The 13,793-nt window shown below is 47.1% G+C and carries 17 protein-coding genes and 1 pseudogene; all 18 read right to left on the bottom strand.

The features are described from left to right. Positions 1–378: 378 nt before the first annotated feature. Complete coding sequence (locus tag RBT11_16810) at positions 379–741, bottom strand: ORF6N domain-containing protein (GenBank protein MDX9788441.1); 363 nt, start codon at positions 739–741, stop codon at positions 379–381. A gap of 215 nt (positions 742–956) precedes the next feature. After that, a complete protein-coding gene (locus tag RBT11_16805; GenBank protein MDX9788440.1) occupies positions 957–1,733 on the bottom strand; it encodes a transposase in 777 nt (258 codons plus the stop codon). Positions 1,734–2,399: 666 nt separating this feature from the next. Further along, positions 2,400–2,642 carry a type II toxin-antitoxin system ParD family antitoxin gene (locus RBT11_16800; protein ID MDX9788439.1) on the bottom strand — a complete coding sequence of 81 codons (243 nt, stop codon included), beginning with the start codon at positions 2,640–2,642 and terminating at the stop codon, positions 2,400–2,402. 400 nt (positions 2,643–3,042) lie between these two features. Next, entirely contained in the window at positions 3,043–3,348 is a 306-nt protein-coding gene (locus tag RBT11_16795; protein ID MDX9788438.1) for a type II toxin-antitoxin system RelE/ParE family toxin, read from the bottom strand. Continuing rightward, complete coding sequence (locus RBT11_16790; protein ID MDX9788437.1) at positions 3,345–3,608, bottom strand: type II toxin-antitoxin system prevent-host-death family antitoxin; 264 nt, start codon at positions 3,606–3,608, stop codon at positions 3,345–3,347. The genes RBT11_16795 and RBT11_16790 overlap by 4 nt, the downstream gene beginning before the upstream one ends. A 505-nt stretch (positions 3,609–4,113) precedes the next feature. Then, positions 4,114–4,845, bottom strand: a complete 732-nt coding sequence (locus RBT11_16785; protein ID MDX9788436.1) for a transposase — start codon at positions 4,843–4,845, stop codon at positions 4,114–4,116. Positions 4,846–5,097: 252 nt separating this feature from the next. After that, a complete protein-coding gene (locus RBT11_16780) occupies positions 5,098–5,229 on the bottom strand; it encodes a hypothetical protein (protein MDX9788435.1) in 132 nt (43 codons plus the stop codon). A gap of 104 nt (positions 5,230–5,333) precedes the next feature. Beyond that, positions 5,334–5,633, bottom strand: a complete 300-nt coding sequence (locus RBT11_16775) for a hypothetical protein (protein ID MDX9788434.1) — start codon at positions 5,631–5,633, stop codon at positions 5,334–5,336. Between the two features lie 33 nt (positions 5,634–5,666). Next, complete coding sequence (locus RBT11_16770; GenBank protein MDX9788433.1) at positions 5,667–5,972, bottom strand: ORF6N domain-containing protein; 306 nt, start codon at positions 5,970–5,972, stop codon at positions 5,667–5,669. A gap of 203 nt (positions 5,973–6,175) precedes the next feature. Then, positions 6,176–6,580, bottom strand: coding sequence for a type II toxin-antitoxin system VapC family toxin (locus tag RBT11_16765; protein MDX9788432.1), 405 nt, complete (start codon positions 6,578–6,580; stop codon positions 6,176–6,178). Further along, entirely contained in the window at positions 6,577–6,807 is a 231-nt protein-coding gene (locus RBT11_16760) for a hypothetical protein (GenBank protein MDX9788431.1), read from the bottom strand. Before RBT11_16760 ends, RBT11_16765 begins: the two co-directional genes overlap by 4 nt. Position 6,808: 1 nt before the next feature. Continuing rightward, positions 6,809–7,013: pseudogene (locus RBT11_16755) on the bottom strand (GDP-mannose 4,6-dehydratase). A gap of 295 nt (positions 7,014–7,308) precedes the next feature. Further along, positions 7,309–7,599: a hypothetical protein gene (locus tag RBT11_16750; protein ID MDX9788430.1), complete on the bottom strand. Its 291-nt coding sequence runs from the start codon at positions 7,597–7,599 to the stop codon at positions 7,309–7,311. A gap of 362 nt (positions 7,600–7,961) precedes the next feature. Continuing rightward, on the bottom strand, positions 7,962–8,174 hold the full coding sequence (locus RBT11_16745) for a type II toxin-antitoxin system prevent-host-death family antitoxin (protein MDX9788429.1): 213 nt from the start codon (positions 8,172–8,174) through the stop codon (positions 7,962–7,964). A 74-nt stretch (positions 8,175–8,248) separates the two neighbouring features. Continuing rightward, on the bottom strand, positions 8,249–8,662 hold the full coding sequence (locus tag RBT11_16740; GenBank protein ID MDX9788428.1) for a PilZ domain-containing protein: 414 nt from the start codon (positions 8,660–8,662) through the stop codon (positions 8,249–8,251). Between the two features lie 543 nt (positions 8,663–9,205). Continuing rightward, positions 9,206–10,741: a PAS domain S-box protein gene (locus RBT11_16735; protein ID MDX9788427.1), complete on the bottom strand. Its 1,536-nt coding sequence runs from the start codon at positions 10,739–10,741 to the stop codon at positions 9,206–9,208. Between the two features lie 387 nt (positions 10,742–11,128). Next, positions 11,129–12,115, bottom strand: a complete 987-nt coding sequence (locus tag RBT11_16730) for a nitronate monooxygenase family protein (protein MDX9788426.1) — start codon at positions 12,113–12,115, stop codon at positions 11,129–11,131. A 35-nt stretch (positions 12,116–12,150) separates the two neighbouring features. After that, positions 12,151–13,740: an AAA family ATPase gene (locus RBT11_16725; GenBank protein MDX9788425.1), complete on the bottom strand. Its 1,590-nt coding sequence runs from the start codon at positions 13,738–13,740 to the stop codon at positions 12,151–12,153. Positions 13,741–13,793 lie beyond the last annotated feature (53 nt).

Here is a 13,793-nt window from a genome sequence, read left to right as displayed (position 1 = left end):
TTCTCCTTTCCTCCGATAATTGTGAATTGCCTGTCGGCAATCTCAATATCAGAGATGTGCTTAAGGGGGGTCAATTTTGGGTTATCGTTTGTGCCCAAAAGGGGTCAATTTTAGATTAGCGAAACTAACTTAATCTGCAAAAGCACCCTCAGATAGCGCTTAACCGCCCCATTTTACCCCCAGAATGGACCATCTAAGTGGGGAATTGAGGTCAAACCGTGATTTGTGATTATAGGGATAAGCTCAAAAAGTACCCCAAAATCGACTTTAGAAGCCACTTTTCACCCCCGAAAAAAGGCATCACAGACTTCGGGATGCCGGCGAGGAGACGAGCGTGACGCAATGTTAATCGGGACACCTACCGGAAATCTTTGCGTCCTAGCCGTATTCCATGAGTTCTTCTTTTATGTATCCGATTTTATTTTTTGGCTTGCTTTCCAAGGATAAAAGCTGGTCAAGCGTTTCAAAAACAATCCGGAATTTTCCATCGGTATCTGCTTTGAGATTTTCAATTTCCCTGCGAAGCGCATCATTATCCAAAAGATGATGCCGGAGTTTTGTGAATGCCCGAATGATTTGGATGTTAACTTGCGCGGCCTGTTCACTGTTCAATACACTTGACAGCATCGCGACACCTTGTTCCGTAAAAGCCATGGGGGTGTATTTCGAATGTTGCCCTCGCTTTAAGATCACATTTTGTGATCTTAAACGAAGATTTTCTACAAGGGTCAATTCGAACATAGGGCAATCTGGGGTCGGACCAAGCAAAAACAAATAAAATTAGCTGAATAAGCTCAAAAAGTACCCCGAAATCGACCTTAGAAGCCACTTTTCACCCCCAAAACGAAGCCCCTAAGAACAACCCAACCCGGGCGAAGATCGATCGCGGGTTGGACCAATCAAAATCATGTTAACTTAAGTACTTAATCTGCAAAAGCCCCAAAAAATGGGGGAATCTAAGCAAAAACGCTCCATTCGTAAGAATTTTGTTCTTCATTTTGAAGATCGGAAGCTTCGGATAATCCAAACGGCTCTTGTGACTCCCGCAAATAGAAATCTTCATCTTTAGATTCGATTTTCCCAGTTCCAACCTGTTTCTTCGTCTTCGCCACAAACTCATCGCTCCCGATCGCTATACTTTCTGTCCATTTCGATTGACGCGTCTTCTTATTTTCTTCCAGCCCTTGTTCCACCCACTTAAAATGGGATGACTTCAAATCATCTATAGTTGCTTTACCGAACAAAGATAGGAGTCTGTTCTGATCTATGATCGCATAACGCTTCCGGGGGTTTTGAATTTCGTTGTAGCCGCTTTCCTTCCATTCAGATGGATGAGTTACAACACCGGCGCGCACCATGTTGATATCGATGTATACCATGCATCGGATTAAATGGTCATCCGTTTCAACAGCCGTGGCATGATAACGGTCTTCCCAAAAAGCACCTTTTCGCATTTTACGTTGATTGTATTCTTGAGCAGTCCGGCCAGCCACCAGTTGCAGCATTCTGGGAATGCTTTCCGGTTCACCTGTGTCATACACCAGCAGGTGGACATGATTTGACGTGACGATATAATTCAGAATCGAGGTCTCGTATCGTTTTCTGGCTTCAAAAAGCCATTGCAGCCATCGCTGCCGGTCCTTTGAAAATTTCAGCAGAAAATCTTTCTTGTGACAACGATGGGTGATGTGCCAAGCATGACCTGGTATAAAATGACGATTGGCTCTGGGCATGGCGATACTGAGCTTATGTGGTATTGATGAATTTTTTGAGAATGGCTAAATCGGACATCCGGGCCTGTGGATGTCTCGGAAACATCATTGTCCGTTTTGGGGCCAAACCAAGCAATTTGCCAATTAATCAGCAAGTTAAACTCAACAAGCACTTCATAATTAAGCTTAGGGCCCCCATTTCATCCCCAAAATGGGTTTTCTAAGAAAAAATGTCCCATTCGTAGGAATTCTGCTTTTCATCTTGAGGGTCTAAAGTCGCAGATAATCCAAACAGCCGGTGCAGAATCCCGCAAGTAAAAATCTCCGCCTTCAATCCCTGCCCTTCCTGCACCGCGCCGCTTTTTCGTGTCCGTCACAAACACATTGCTTCCAAGAGTTAAAAGTGGAGTTCGATATCCATGCTGTCATGCAAAATACGTACGATCTCAATATAGATATCAACTTGGCGGTAAAAAATGAGGTGCCTGCCAACATGATATTTCCGGTAACCTGATCTGATATCACCACACTGAATTCCAATTTCAGGTTGGTGCAAAATCGTTTGAAAACAGGAATCAAGCATGGATAGATACTTGTTTCTTTGCCATCGGCCCCAATTACGCTCTGTAAAACGACCTATGGCTTTCATATCCTCCACAGCTCTGGCGGTAAGACGAAATGCCGCCACTATCCGACGCTTTCCTTATCGAGATCTTCCGTCAGGCCGGTAAGAGTGTATTCAGCATAGCCGCTATTCTCACCATCTTCAAGAGCGCGTCGCAACGCTGCCATTTTAAAGTCCTTTTCCTCAAGAAGCCTAAGGCCAGCCCGGATCGCCTCACTGGCCGATGAAAAATGGCCGATTTCAATTTGGTGCGCAATAAATGCCTCATAGTGCTTGCCAAGGGTCACGCTTGTGTTTTTTTGCATTTTATATTCCCCCATGAATAAACTTTATACCAAAATATATTACATGTTGGTATATTTCAAGTCGATTTGTCGGATATTCCATTGGGGTCGGACCAAAAAAAAACAAATAAATTTAGCTTGATAAGCTTAAAAACTGCCCCAAAATCGACCTTAGAATCCTAATTTTACGCCTCAAAAAAGGGCTCTAAAAAACCAGTCAACTGAATGTGTATGCCGAAGGGGCAATAAGCGCAAAGAAAAATACCGCCAGTTCAGAGGGTTAACACCCACCCGTCCGGCAGGACGAATATAACACGAGCGAAGCCGGACCCGGTCGTACAAGGTGTGAAAACGGCATGCCGAGCCCTGTTTGGCCTTACGGTAAAGAGAAGAAAACTGCGCCAATTTATGCCGTTGGGTTTTATAGGAGAAAGCCGTATTGCCTGGCACCGTGGAGAACGCGCCGAATTTGTATGACCTCATTTTTTATAACATAAAAAACAAGATACTTTCTGATGATCAAAACTCTATATCCCAGTTTTTTCAATCGATCGTCTTTCGGGACCACTCCGAGTTCGGGGTTGGATGACAGATTGGAAATTGATCGATCAATCTCTTCCAGAAGCGATGACGCCGCAACCGGGTTATCCTTGATAATGTACTGAAAAATGTCATCCAAATCTCTTTCTGCAGTCGCCAAATAACGTATTTCGAGCGTGACGGTCATTTTATTTTATTTTTGAGCTTCTTCATAAGATCCGTGTGGGAAATCCCCTTTTCTCCCTCCGCATCCAAAACTTCAGCTTCCCCCAGCTTTTGATACAATTCAATCAAGCTTTGCAGGCGTTCGTAATGAGCCTGGCTCATAACAACCATGTCACCCTTGCCATTGCGTGTGATGAAAATGGGTTGTCCCTCGGCATGGCAAATCTCGGATATTTCAAGTGCCCGATTGCGCAAGTCAGATATAGGTCTTATCAAAGGCATATCGCACCTCCTATCATAATTGGTACTTTAAATTATCATAATTATGATATGCGTCAAGTGAAAATTTTCTTACCTGTTAGCAACAAATAGAAATGTCCGCCTTTGTAGCAAGTAAACTGTCCACTTTTCAATGTATATGGAAACCAACCAAAGTAGCTGGGAAATCCCGTAGTCTCAAAATATCGGATTTGGGGTCGCCAAGCAAAATCATGTTAACTTAGGTAGTTAATCTGCAAAAACACCCACGAATAGAGCTTAAATGCCCCATTAAGGCAATCTGGGGTCGGACCAAGAGGCAATCTGGGGTCGGACCAAGCAAAAACAAATAAAATTAGCTGAATAAGCTCAAAAAGTACCCCGAAATCGACCTTAGAAACCACTTTTCACCCCCAAAACGAAGCCCCTAAGACAACCCAACCGGGCGAAGATCGATCGCGGGTTGGACCAATCAAAATCATGTTAACTTAAGTACTTAATCTGCAAAAGCCCCAAAAAATGGGGGAATCTAAGCAAAAACGCTCCATTCGTAAGAATTTTGTTCTTCATTTTGAAGATCGGAAGCTTCGGATAATCCAAACGGCTCTTGTGACTCCCGCAAATAGAAATCTTCATCTTTAGATTCGATTTTCCCAGTTCCAACCTGTTTCTTCGTCTTCGCCACAAACTCATCGCTCCCGATCGCTATACTTTCTGTCCATTTCGATTGACGCGTCTTCTTATTTTCTTCCAGCCCTTGTTCCACCCACTTAAAATGGGATGACTTCAAATCATCTATAGTTGCTTTACCGAACAAAGATAGGAGTCTGTTCTGATCTATGATCGCATAACGCTTCCGGGGGTTTTGAATTTCGTTGTAGCCGCTTTCCTTCCATTCAGATGGATGAGTTACAACACCGGCGCGCACCATGTTGATATCGATGTATACCATGCATCGGATTAAATGGTCATCCGTTTCAACAGCCGTGGCATGATAACGGTCTTCCCAAAAAGCACCTTTTCGCATTTTACGTTGATTGTATTCTTGAGCAGTCCGGCCAGCCACCAGTTGCAGCATTCTGGGAATGCTTTCCGGTTCACCTGTGTCATACACCAGCAGGTGGACATGATTTGACGTGACGATATAATTCAGAATCGAGGTCTCGTATCGTTTTCTGGCTTCAAAAAGCCATTGCAGCCATCGCTGCCGGTCCTTTGAAAATTTCAGCAGAAAATCTTTCTTGTGACAACGATGGGTGATGTGAGTTCAATTTGGGGTCGGACCAAAAGATAACGAATAAATCCAAGCAAGTAATCCCAAAATATGCCTCGGAACTGCCCTTAGAAGGCCCTTTTTAACCCCGAAATGGCCCTCCTAAAAGCAAATCATCAAAACAACAGCGGCCGGCCATACCCTTTCGGCGGCCAGCAAAGTAGATAAAGAAAAACCCGTTGCCATTATTTATTCTGGGACTGTATGAACCAAATAAACCGAAACGTAGCACATAACGTCTCAAATATAGACACTCTTGAACAATTCCGCTCTCTCCTTGGCGACCGCATATGAATCGATTATGATCTTATCTTGGACCGCTTCAAAATTTCTTGCCTTGATCCAATAGGCTAAAAACACATCAAGTGCCATATTTGTATCCTCTCCATCCAGAAAAAATGGGATACTGTGCGAGTTTCGAAGACGCCTCTCAAAATACAGCCCGTGAAGCACCGTTCCTTTTTTCAGAAATAGCGTCAAATGCTGAATATGGAGCCACCACGGCAACCAGCGGATTCTTTCTCCAAGAATAGCGCCAAACTCGGATTCAATTCGGATGAAAAGGCCTTATCGGCCACAATGACGGCCATCTTCGCGTTTTCTCGGTATTTAAGCACTTCGGAAATTTCTTTTTTCTTCAACCATTCTCCTGTCTCTGCCACCACTAAAAGCAAATCCCAATCATTTTCCTTTATCAACTGGGCTGCGCGCCCGGAAAGCCGAAAGCGTTTGAAGCGGTTGAGGGGTGCCGAACAATTGGTTATTTCGAACAGCATCTTGGAAAGACACCTCAACCTCATCGCCTTCTATCATGGATATGAGCGTCTCACGGAATTTTTTATCGAGCCCGATGGACGTGCTATGATACCGAACAAATCTCTCCGCCGTAAAATGCCTCGTTGTCTTTTCAATAAATTCAGGAAGCAACTCCGAAAACGCATCCCTTGCGACAACCCGGCAATCAGGCGTGATTTTATCAATCCGAACATAAAATCTTCAGGAAAACGTTGAATATTCCTTCTGACCGCCTGTTTCAAAACCCTCGTTTCAACGCCATACAGAGCTGACAGGTCTCGGCCAAGCATAACCTTTTGTCCACGGATCAGATAAATCATGCCCGTGATGTTTTCAATAGGGATGAGGTCGGTCATGGTTGGGGCTATGGGCAATAGGCCATGCCTGGCGGCATTGGGTCTGGCTAAAAAAAACGTCCCGTTCGTCGTATGTTATGCGGTGAACAGTGAAAAGCTGGCTATAGGCCATGGACGATAGGGTTTTAAAACAATGATGGCGGGTCTTTTCGTGTACGCCAAGGGAATTATAATTTCGAACTTTCTGTTATCAAACGATTATTTAGTTCGCAATACGATGGGAAATAGCCATCAAAACTAATCAGTTTCATATCGTGGTAAATTGCTGTGGCAATAATAAACCTGTCTGCAGGGTCTTTATGATGATATGGCAGTGATCCTGCAAGGCTGGCAATAGTCGCAGTAATCGGCAACGCTGTCACTATCGATTCATTGAGTGCCTCTTTCAACCATTCGTCAGCAGATAAAGGCAATTCTATCCGGTGGAGTTTTTCCAGTAAAACGACTTCCCAGCATGAAATAGAGGATACCGCCAGGTTCTCGGTTGTTTCAATCAGCTTGATTACGTTTTGAGGTAGCGGGTCATCAGGCAACAACCAGCGAAGCCAAATATGAGTATCCATCAAAATCATCGCAATGCATCCCAATCTTCAATCGGGGCAACCGGCGCCATAATATCGCCAATGATCTTTCCTTTTCCCATAATTTTTTTGGACGGCTTTCTAATGGCCCTACCACTTTTACGGGTATCCTCCAGTAACAGGAAGATTGCCTCCATACGGGCATTGGGAGGTAATTTGGGTTGTTGCAACAGTCGCCCATATTGATCTGTTTCAACCAACATTTTTTCTGCCTGCATTTTAATATCTCCCGATTTGGGTGATGGCTACAGTGATACATGTTATATAAGATACCCTACGTTTCACCTTGCCGTCAACGGCCAACAGTATGCCGTTACAGGTATATAACCGATAAGCTTCGCGGTAGTTCACTGTGATCCAATAGGCATACAGCTTGGCCGCCGCATAGGGGCTGCGGGTAAAACGGCGTTTTTTCGGTTTGCGGAAATCCGATCATTTTGGGTCGGACTAAGAAAAATCATATTAACTTAACCCGTTAGACCCAAAAAATGCCCTGAAATCGGGCTTAGAAGCCACTTTTTGCATTCAAAAAGAGGCCGCTAAGAAAAAACGTTCCAACTGTTTAAAAGCCGTAAAAGATGAACGGTGAACGGTGAGCAGGAAGAGTTCTGAGGCATTGAAAAAACAAGTTATAGGCACTGGGTGCTGGGCTTAATTTCAAATGTCGAAGTCCGAAACAATGCCTTTACCATCAGGGCTGAATTCCAAATGCGATTGAATCAACCGGTAAAGGTGCGCTTGGGCAGACACCTCTCCGTGAACGAGTTTGACCTTCCCGGGCCGAACGGCCGCCGCCCATTGCAGCAGGTCCTCGCCGTCGGCATGCGCGGAATAGCCGCCGAGGGCAGGACGGCCGCGCGGATGCGGCAGGATTCGCCGTCGATTCGCACATGGCCGCCGGCAAAAGAACCGAACAACCCAATTTCCACCACGCCAAAGGCTTTATTCAAATATTCTTTTTCTGCTCTCAACTGAATTATAATTTGTTGTCCGGTAAGCGGAGAATCCATATCCATCTCGCATTTAATGCCTGTCTGGAAAATATATCAAGCTCCGCTTTATGTCAAACAAACGGGCTATGGGTTATACTATGATCACCAGATCGGAGTAGCGCCCAAGCATCCTGTCCGTAGTCAGAAGTCGAAGGGGCTCGGAAAGTGCCGGGGCTATTAGCATCCGATCGAACGGGTCACGGTGATAAAGAGGTAATTCATGCACACTCGCCGCATGATGGGCTGAGACCGAAAGCTCACTGAGCCCACTTTTCGCTATTGCAGTCACAAATTCTTTCGGTTCGCCTTCCAACTTGCCTATTTTTGCCTTGATTGCAATCTCCCAAACCGAGGCCGCTGAAACAAAAACTTTGCCGGCGTCAAGTATGATCTGCCGGGCTTGGCTTCCCAGCCTTGGCGATAATTACCTCAGTACCCGCAGCAACATCCTCAATCAATTGTGAAAGCTGAGCCTTAACCTCATTGATGTTTAATGTTTGTGTAAGCATGTGAACCTCCATTATATATGCCTCATCTTCACTGTGGTTCATCGCGCTGCCAAGGAAAAATTGGCATTTGGTATCGCCAGCCAAATTTGATTCCATTTTTATCGATTTAATTCGATGCCAAAAGCACCGGTGGGTGGTAGCCGGTTTGTTGAATAAATTCACCCTGGGCTATGGGCTATATCCGAAGCCTCCGCAAATGCGCAGGCATCCAGAAAATCAGCGAGACGGCGCCAGTGTTCCGTCTGAAGGCCACTGAACCTAACCCCGCATTTTCGTATCCGGAGATTCTCGGTGTCGCCCCCTTTCACGCCCGGAAGTGTCGCGGTCGATTGATGGATAAGCTTGCAAGGGAGCCCCGGAAGGCCAAGGCTTTCATCCAGCGTGAAGATGTCGACATGATGAATCCCCGCATCCGATGGCTCCTCCTCGCCGATAAACTCGAAGGAAAGACCGCCAAGGCTGATGTCAACGATTCTACCGACCTGATTCAGCTTTCTGTCAAGGGCGGCGAAGGTTCGTTTTCTCGGTTTGAACCGGGTGGATTTCCGCTGATTGTTTCCCGTTGCAGACAAATTGATGCCCCCCCTTCAGCGCCGGACTGCTTGCGGCTCGATTTCTTACAGCGGCTAAGAGCGCTTTAACTGGTGCTTTCGATGAGTATGACAGGCTTATAAAGCGACAGCTCCGCCCGGTCGGTTACATAAGACCGGCTGCTTGTAAAGAGCACCCGACGTTTCGAATGGACTTTGCCGCAATGCACGATCAGTAAAACGGTTTTTCTTAAAATTGATGCGCGGTGATTGATGTTGTGACGTGTCATGATATGACCGGCGTCGGTATCAGCTACTCTCAAGGTGGAAAATCGTCAAGGAGGAATTATAGGGGGTATGAAGTGGGTATTTTATATACCTCTAATTTTTTTAATCACTTTAAATTAAGATCGTTATATATATACTGCTGTCGTTATATCCGATTGCTGCTCGCTCAAATTTCAGCAAAGAGTTCATCAAGGGCGGCAGTAGCGCCGGCCACCGGATGCTTCGGCGCCCCGGCACGCGTTCAAATTCTTTGACATGGTTTGCTACCGGTTTCAGACCGGAGGCCATGGCTCGGCGCTATCTTCTCATTCTTGACTTGAGATAATTGGCGAGGTTTTCATCCGTGTTTTGAATATGGAGTTTTTTGCGAATATTTTTCCGATGCGTTTTTACCGTCAAAATGGAAATGTTTAACCGGGCCGCTATTTCGTTGGTGGAAAGGCCGTTGCCGATCAGCGTGGCAACATTGGCCTCCATGGCGCTCAGGGCCATGATAGTGGTTGTGGCGTCATCCAGGTGGGAGGTTAACTCATTGAGATAGGCGGTGATTACATCCAGATCCGGCCGTCCTTTTTCCATGCGCGCATCTTTTCTCAACTGATTGATGATCGGCATGATTTTAGCGGAGATAATCGCCGCAATCTTTTTCTCATTTTCCTTTTTCGTTTTCTCGATGTTTTTGGCCAGAATGGAAACCGCCTTATTCGTTTCAAGCAGCTCCTGATTGAGCTTTTCCGTGGCTGCTTGCTGTTGCAACAATTCCCGCTGCTTGTAATCCAGCTCGGTGTTGGTTTTGCGCAAGGACTCGGTTCGCTCCTCAACCCGATGCTCCAATTCTTTGCGCGTTGCCCGCAGCTCGGCCTCCGCCCATCGTTGATCCGTAATATCCCGATTGCTCGCGCGCCGGCCCAAAAACTCCCCCGTTTCGCTAAAAACGGGTTGGCAGATATGTGATATCCAGCGCAATCGGCCGCTTCGCGTCATGATTCTGAAATCAAATTGATTTTTGCTTTTCATGCAGGCGGTTTCACTCTTCAGGCAATTAAACTTGGGTTGATCTTCCGGATGCACCAACAAGAAAAGCAATTTTCTATTTTCCATAAATTCACCGGCGCGATATCCGGTGATGCGCTCACAGGACGGAGAGACATACACCATATTAAGATCCGGGCCTACCCAATATTCCCATGCATAGTTGTAGTCGGCAAAAATTCTAAAGCGCCGCTCACTTTCTAAAAGGGCGTCTTGCATGCGCGCGCGCTCCGCGATTTCAGTTTGCAGGGTCTGGTTCAAATGCTGAAGCTCGGCGGTCCTTTGCGCAACCTGTTTTTCAATATTGCGATTTAATTGCATCAACAGGTCTTCACCGCGCTTTGTATCCGTTGCGTCCACTTGCATACAGCAAAGGGCGATCGGCTTATTTTGCTCCAGAACCGGCACCGCGCTGGCCCGAACATGAAGAATGTCTCCTCCGGCGCTGCGAATATGCCACCCGATCGGCGACATCGGCTTTCCAGTTTTCCACACTTTATTCAACAGGGCCGTGAATTCTTGCGCGGCCGGTTCGGGCAGCAACACCTCTTGAATGTGTCGGCCCACGACTTCGTTTTCAGAATAGCCGTACAGCCGCTCCGAAGTTCGGTTCCATTTGAACACGGTCCCATCCTGATCAATATATTGCAGCGCGATATCCGGTGCGATATGGAAAACCGCCTCAAGGCTTTTGATCGCAAGCTTTTTCGCCGGCACCACAAGGCTCGGCTTTTGATCTTCCGCTTGAAGTTCTTTAACTTTTTCCGAAAGCGCAAGCGCTGCAACGGAATCTGGTTTCACTGGCATTTCTCCTCGGCTTTCAGCACAATTATAGCTTGATCAATTGCGAACAATCTGGGCGGAACAGTAACCTCCTCACGGATCGCAGGAAAATTATCCTCGATTAAATGGCAGGTGTTGTCAAGCCAAATATGTATATAACTAACTGGTTTTGTTTGTTTTACGATTAAAAAAGCATGGGCATATGTACCTATGCGCTATAGGCACTTGTGCCTATAGCGCTGGATAACCCGTTGCATTGACACTGTAATTTTTAAACGCCGATGTTGACAAAAACCGAACGACCTATTCGGTGTGGCGGGCCTATGGGTGTAATGGTTGGGGTAATGGTCCTGTCCTTTTTTGTCTTATACGCTCATGAGCCGCCGCGATGCGAGATGTTAGGCGCTATGAAACGGGAGGTGACATAACCTGGTTGAATTTTTTTCGTATGATCGCTGCCGCATCCGCCATGATGCGATCCATCAGTTCCCGGCAACTGGGAATATCGCGAACAAGTCCCATGCTTTGTCCGGCGGCAAGAACGCCTTTGCTCACGTCTCCGTCTTCCAGCATCTTTTTTCCGACAAGCCCCGACACATACGGTGCGATATCTTCAATCCTGGCATTTCCTCTGCTTTCGATTTCAAGCACCTTGTCCACCACCTGATTGTGAAGAACCCGCTCCGAATTTCGCAGGCTACGCATAATCAGGCGTGTATCCCGCTCATCATGTCTGACCAAGGCCAGCTTCACGCCATCGTGCACGGGTGCTTCCCGGGTGGCGACAAACCGCGTCCCCATATTCATGCCATCGGCCCCAAGCGCAAGCGCCGCGACAAGACCGCGTCCATCGCAAAATCCCCCGGAGGCGATAATGGGAATTTGAATCGCATCCCTTGTCAACGGAATGAGTATCAGGGACGTCACATCATCTTCTCCAGGATGTCCCGCGGCCTCAAACCCGTCGATACTGACCACATCGCATCCTATTTTCTCCGCCTTGATGGCGTGACGAACCGAGGTACACTTGTGAACAACTTTGATGCCCGCGGCTTTTAGTTTCGCCATGTAAGGCTCTGGATTCCGGCCGGCCGTTTCAATGAAGCGAATATTCTCTTCAATGCAAACATTCATGTAAGACGGATAATCCGGAGCGCGCAAGGTCGGCAGAAAGGTAAAATTGACGCCAAAGGGCTTATTCGTCATTTTCCGGCACTTTTTTATTTCGGCCCGCAGGGATTCCGCGTCTGGAAAGGTAAGGGCCGTCATAAACCCCATTCCGCCCGCGTTGGCCACCGCCGCGGTGAGTTCCGCTCTGGCGACCCACATCATGCCGCCCTGAATGATCGGCCGTTCAATACCGAACATCTCCGTAATTCTGGTGGTTAACATCTCTATTCTCCCGCATTTAAAAGGTTTGAGTTTTTTTATCCCTTTCGACCGAATCGCTGTGAATGCGCGCGAGAAAGGATCCGTCCAAGGCTTTCCGACACCGGCTGATTCGTGTTGATTCGAAAAGATGACGCCTCATTCAACCGGTCTACCCGTTCATACCGCTTCTTGATTTGCTCAAAATGCGCCAGGCGCGCATCTGATACGGAGCTACCCGTTTTTCTCGCGGAAAGTCGCCGGCGCAGTATCCTTTCCGGTGCGACACACTCGATAAAATGAATATTGGCATCTTCATCCTCGGCCAGACGGCTTGCTTCTTTTCTTTGATGGCGCGTACCGAAGGTCGCATCGAGAATGACCGACCGGCCATTCATTATTTCTTCCTGCGCCTTGAGCAGCAATTGCCCGTAGGTCAATGCGGTCGCTTCCTTGGAATAGATGTCCGTCCCGTATGAGACAACCCGGGGCGTCAGCATGTCTATCCCGAACAATTCCTTGCGAACGACATCGGAGTTGAAAACCGCAATATCCAGCGCGGCTGAAAGTCCCTTCGCCACCGTACTCTTACCGGAAGCGGGAAGACCGTGAATGATCCACAAGGTGGGGCGGGTGAAACATCGGGCATACTCATAGGCAAGAAGCATGAACCGGTCGATTTGCTTTCGAAGCGCCTTTTTTTCAGGGGTATCCGCCGGAATTTCTTTCATGCGAAAAGCAGTGGTTTTGGCGCGCACGATGGCCCGATAACATTTATAAAAATCAATTAACCCATATAAATTTGTGTCGGCTGTCTGTCGAACGATTTCCTTCAGAAAAGCCCGTGAAAGCGCTGCGTGGCCGAGGGCATCAAGATCCATGGCAAGAAAGGCGATATCCGCGGCAATGTCCGCATAGCGGAACCGCTGATTAAACTCAATGCAGTCGATAATCTGAATTTCACCGGTATCGTAAACATGATCGGTTTTCAGGTCTCCGTGGCAGTCCCGAATCTTGCCGTCTTTGACCCGCCGTTCAAACAGCCGCCGTTTTCGCTTCAAAAAAGCACGGGTCGCCCCTCGAACGATGGACATCATCTGCGAATCAAAAAAATCAGCGGGAAATTCCTTGATTTGCTTGAAATTTTCTTCGCAATTTTGCCACACTGTTCGCCATGAGCCCAGGGCATTGATAGCGCCACCGGTTTTTGCGTTTCGATAAAAATCGGCCAGATGTTGCGCAAGGCGCTCGGTGTTTTCAAATGTGAAGGTATGCGCTGCAAGCATGGCCGTCATCGATTGTTTCTCGGAAAGTTGACGCATTTTTACGGCATATTCGACCACAGATCCCGGGCCTTTCAGGGCGTATCGTTCCCCGTCCCAGTAAATTTTCACCACGGAAAGATAAATGTCTTCCGATAATCGGCGGTTCAAAACAACCTCCCGGCGGCAAAAATGTCGTCTTTTTTCCAAGGTCGTAAAATCAAGAAATTCCAAATTCACGGATTTCTTGATTTTATAGGCAACGCGGCCGGTCAAAAACACCATGGAAATATGGGTTTCCCGAGATTCGATACTGGCTGCAGAATGCGGATAAAATTCGGGTTGTTTCATGGCATCAAAGAGTTGTTGCTGATGGTTGGGTTTCATGAATCCACCGCCTTATTCTGTCTGACAAACAGAATCGGAAACTTCGGGCCGGC

Source organism: Desulfobacterales bacterium (assembly GCA_034003325.1).
Taxonomy (GTDB): domain Bacteria; phylum Desulfobacterota; class Desulfobacteria; order Desulfobacterales; family JAFDDL01; genus JAVEYW01.
The sequence above is the reverse complement of the archived record's forward strand: the minus strand, read 5'-3'. Positions and strand labels throughout refer to the sequence as shown.

Bases quoted from the DNA above. Each gene is read 5' to 3' on its own strand.
- RBT11_16810 (MDX9788441.1), bottom strand. From the start codon at position 741: ATGTTCGAATTGACCCTTGTAGAAAATCTTCGTTTAAGATCACAAAAT.
- RBT11_16805 (MDX9788440.1), bottom strand. From the start codon at position 1,733: ATGCCCAGAGCCAATCGTCATTTTATACCAGGTCATGCTTGGCACATC.
- RBT11_16800 (MDX9788439.1), bottom strand. From the start codon at position 2,642: ATGCAAAAAAACACAAGCGTGACCCTTGGCAAGCACTATGAGGCATTT.
- RBT11_16795 (MDX9788438.1), bottom strand. From the start codon at position 3,348: ATGACCGTCACGCTCGAAATACGTTATTTGGCGACTGCAGAAAGAGAT.
- RBT11_16790 (MDX9788437.1), bottom strand. From the start codon at position 3,608: ATGCCTTTGATAAGACCTATATCTGACTTGCGCAATCGGGCACTTGAA.
- RBT11_16780 (MDX9788435.1), bottom strand. From the start codon at position 5,229: ATGGCACTTGATGTGTTTTTAGCCTATTGGATCAAGGCAAGAAATTTT.
- RBT11_16775 (MDX9788434.1), bottom strand. From the start codon at position 5,633: ATGCTGTTCGAAATAACCAATTGTTCGGCACCCCTCAACCGCTTCAAA.
- RBT11_16770 (MDX9788433.1), bottom strand. From the start codon at position 5,972: ATGATTTATCTGATCCGTGGACAAAAGGTTATGCTTGGCCGAGACCTG.
- RBT11_16765 (MDX9788432.1), bottom strand. From the start codon at position 6,580: ATGATTTTGATGGATACTCATATTTGGCTTCGCTGGTTGTTGCCTGAT.
- RBT11_16760 (MDX9788431.1), bottom strand. From the start codon at position 6,807: ATGCAGGCAGAAAAAATGTTGGTTGAAACAGATCAATATGGGCGACTG.
- RBT11_16750 (MDX9788430.1), bottom strand. From the start codon at position 7,599: ATGGATTCTCCGCTTACCGGACAACAAATTATAATTCAGTTGAGAGCA.
- RBT11_16730 (MDX9788426.1), bottom strand. From the start codon at position 12,115: ATGTTAACCACCAGAATTACGGAGATGTTCGGTATTGAACGGCCGATC.
- RBT11_16725 (MDX9788425.1), bottom strand. From the start codon at position 13,740: ATGAAACCCAACCATCAGCAACAACTCTTTGATGCCATGAAACAACCC.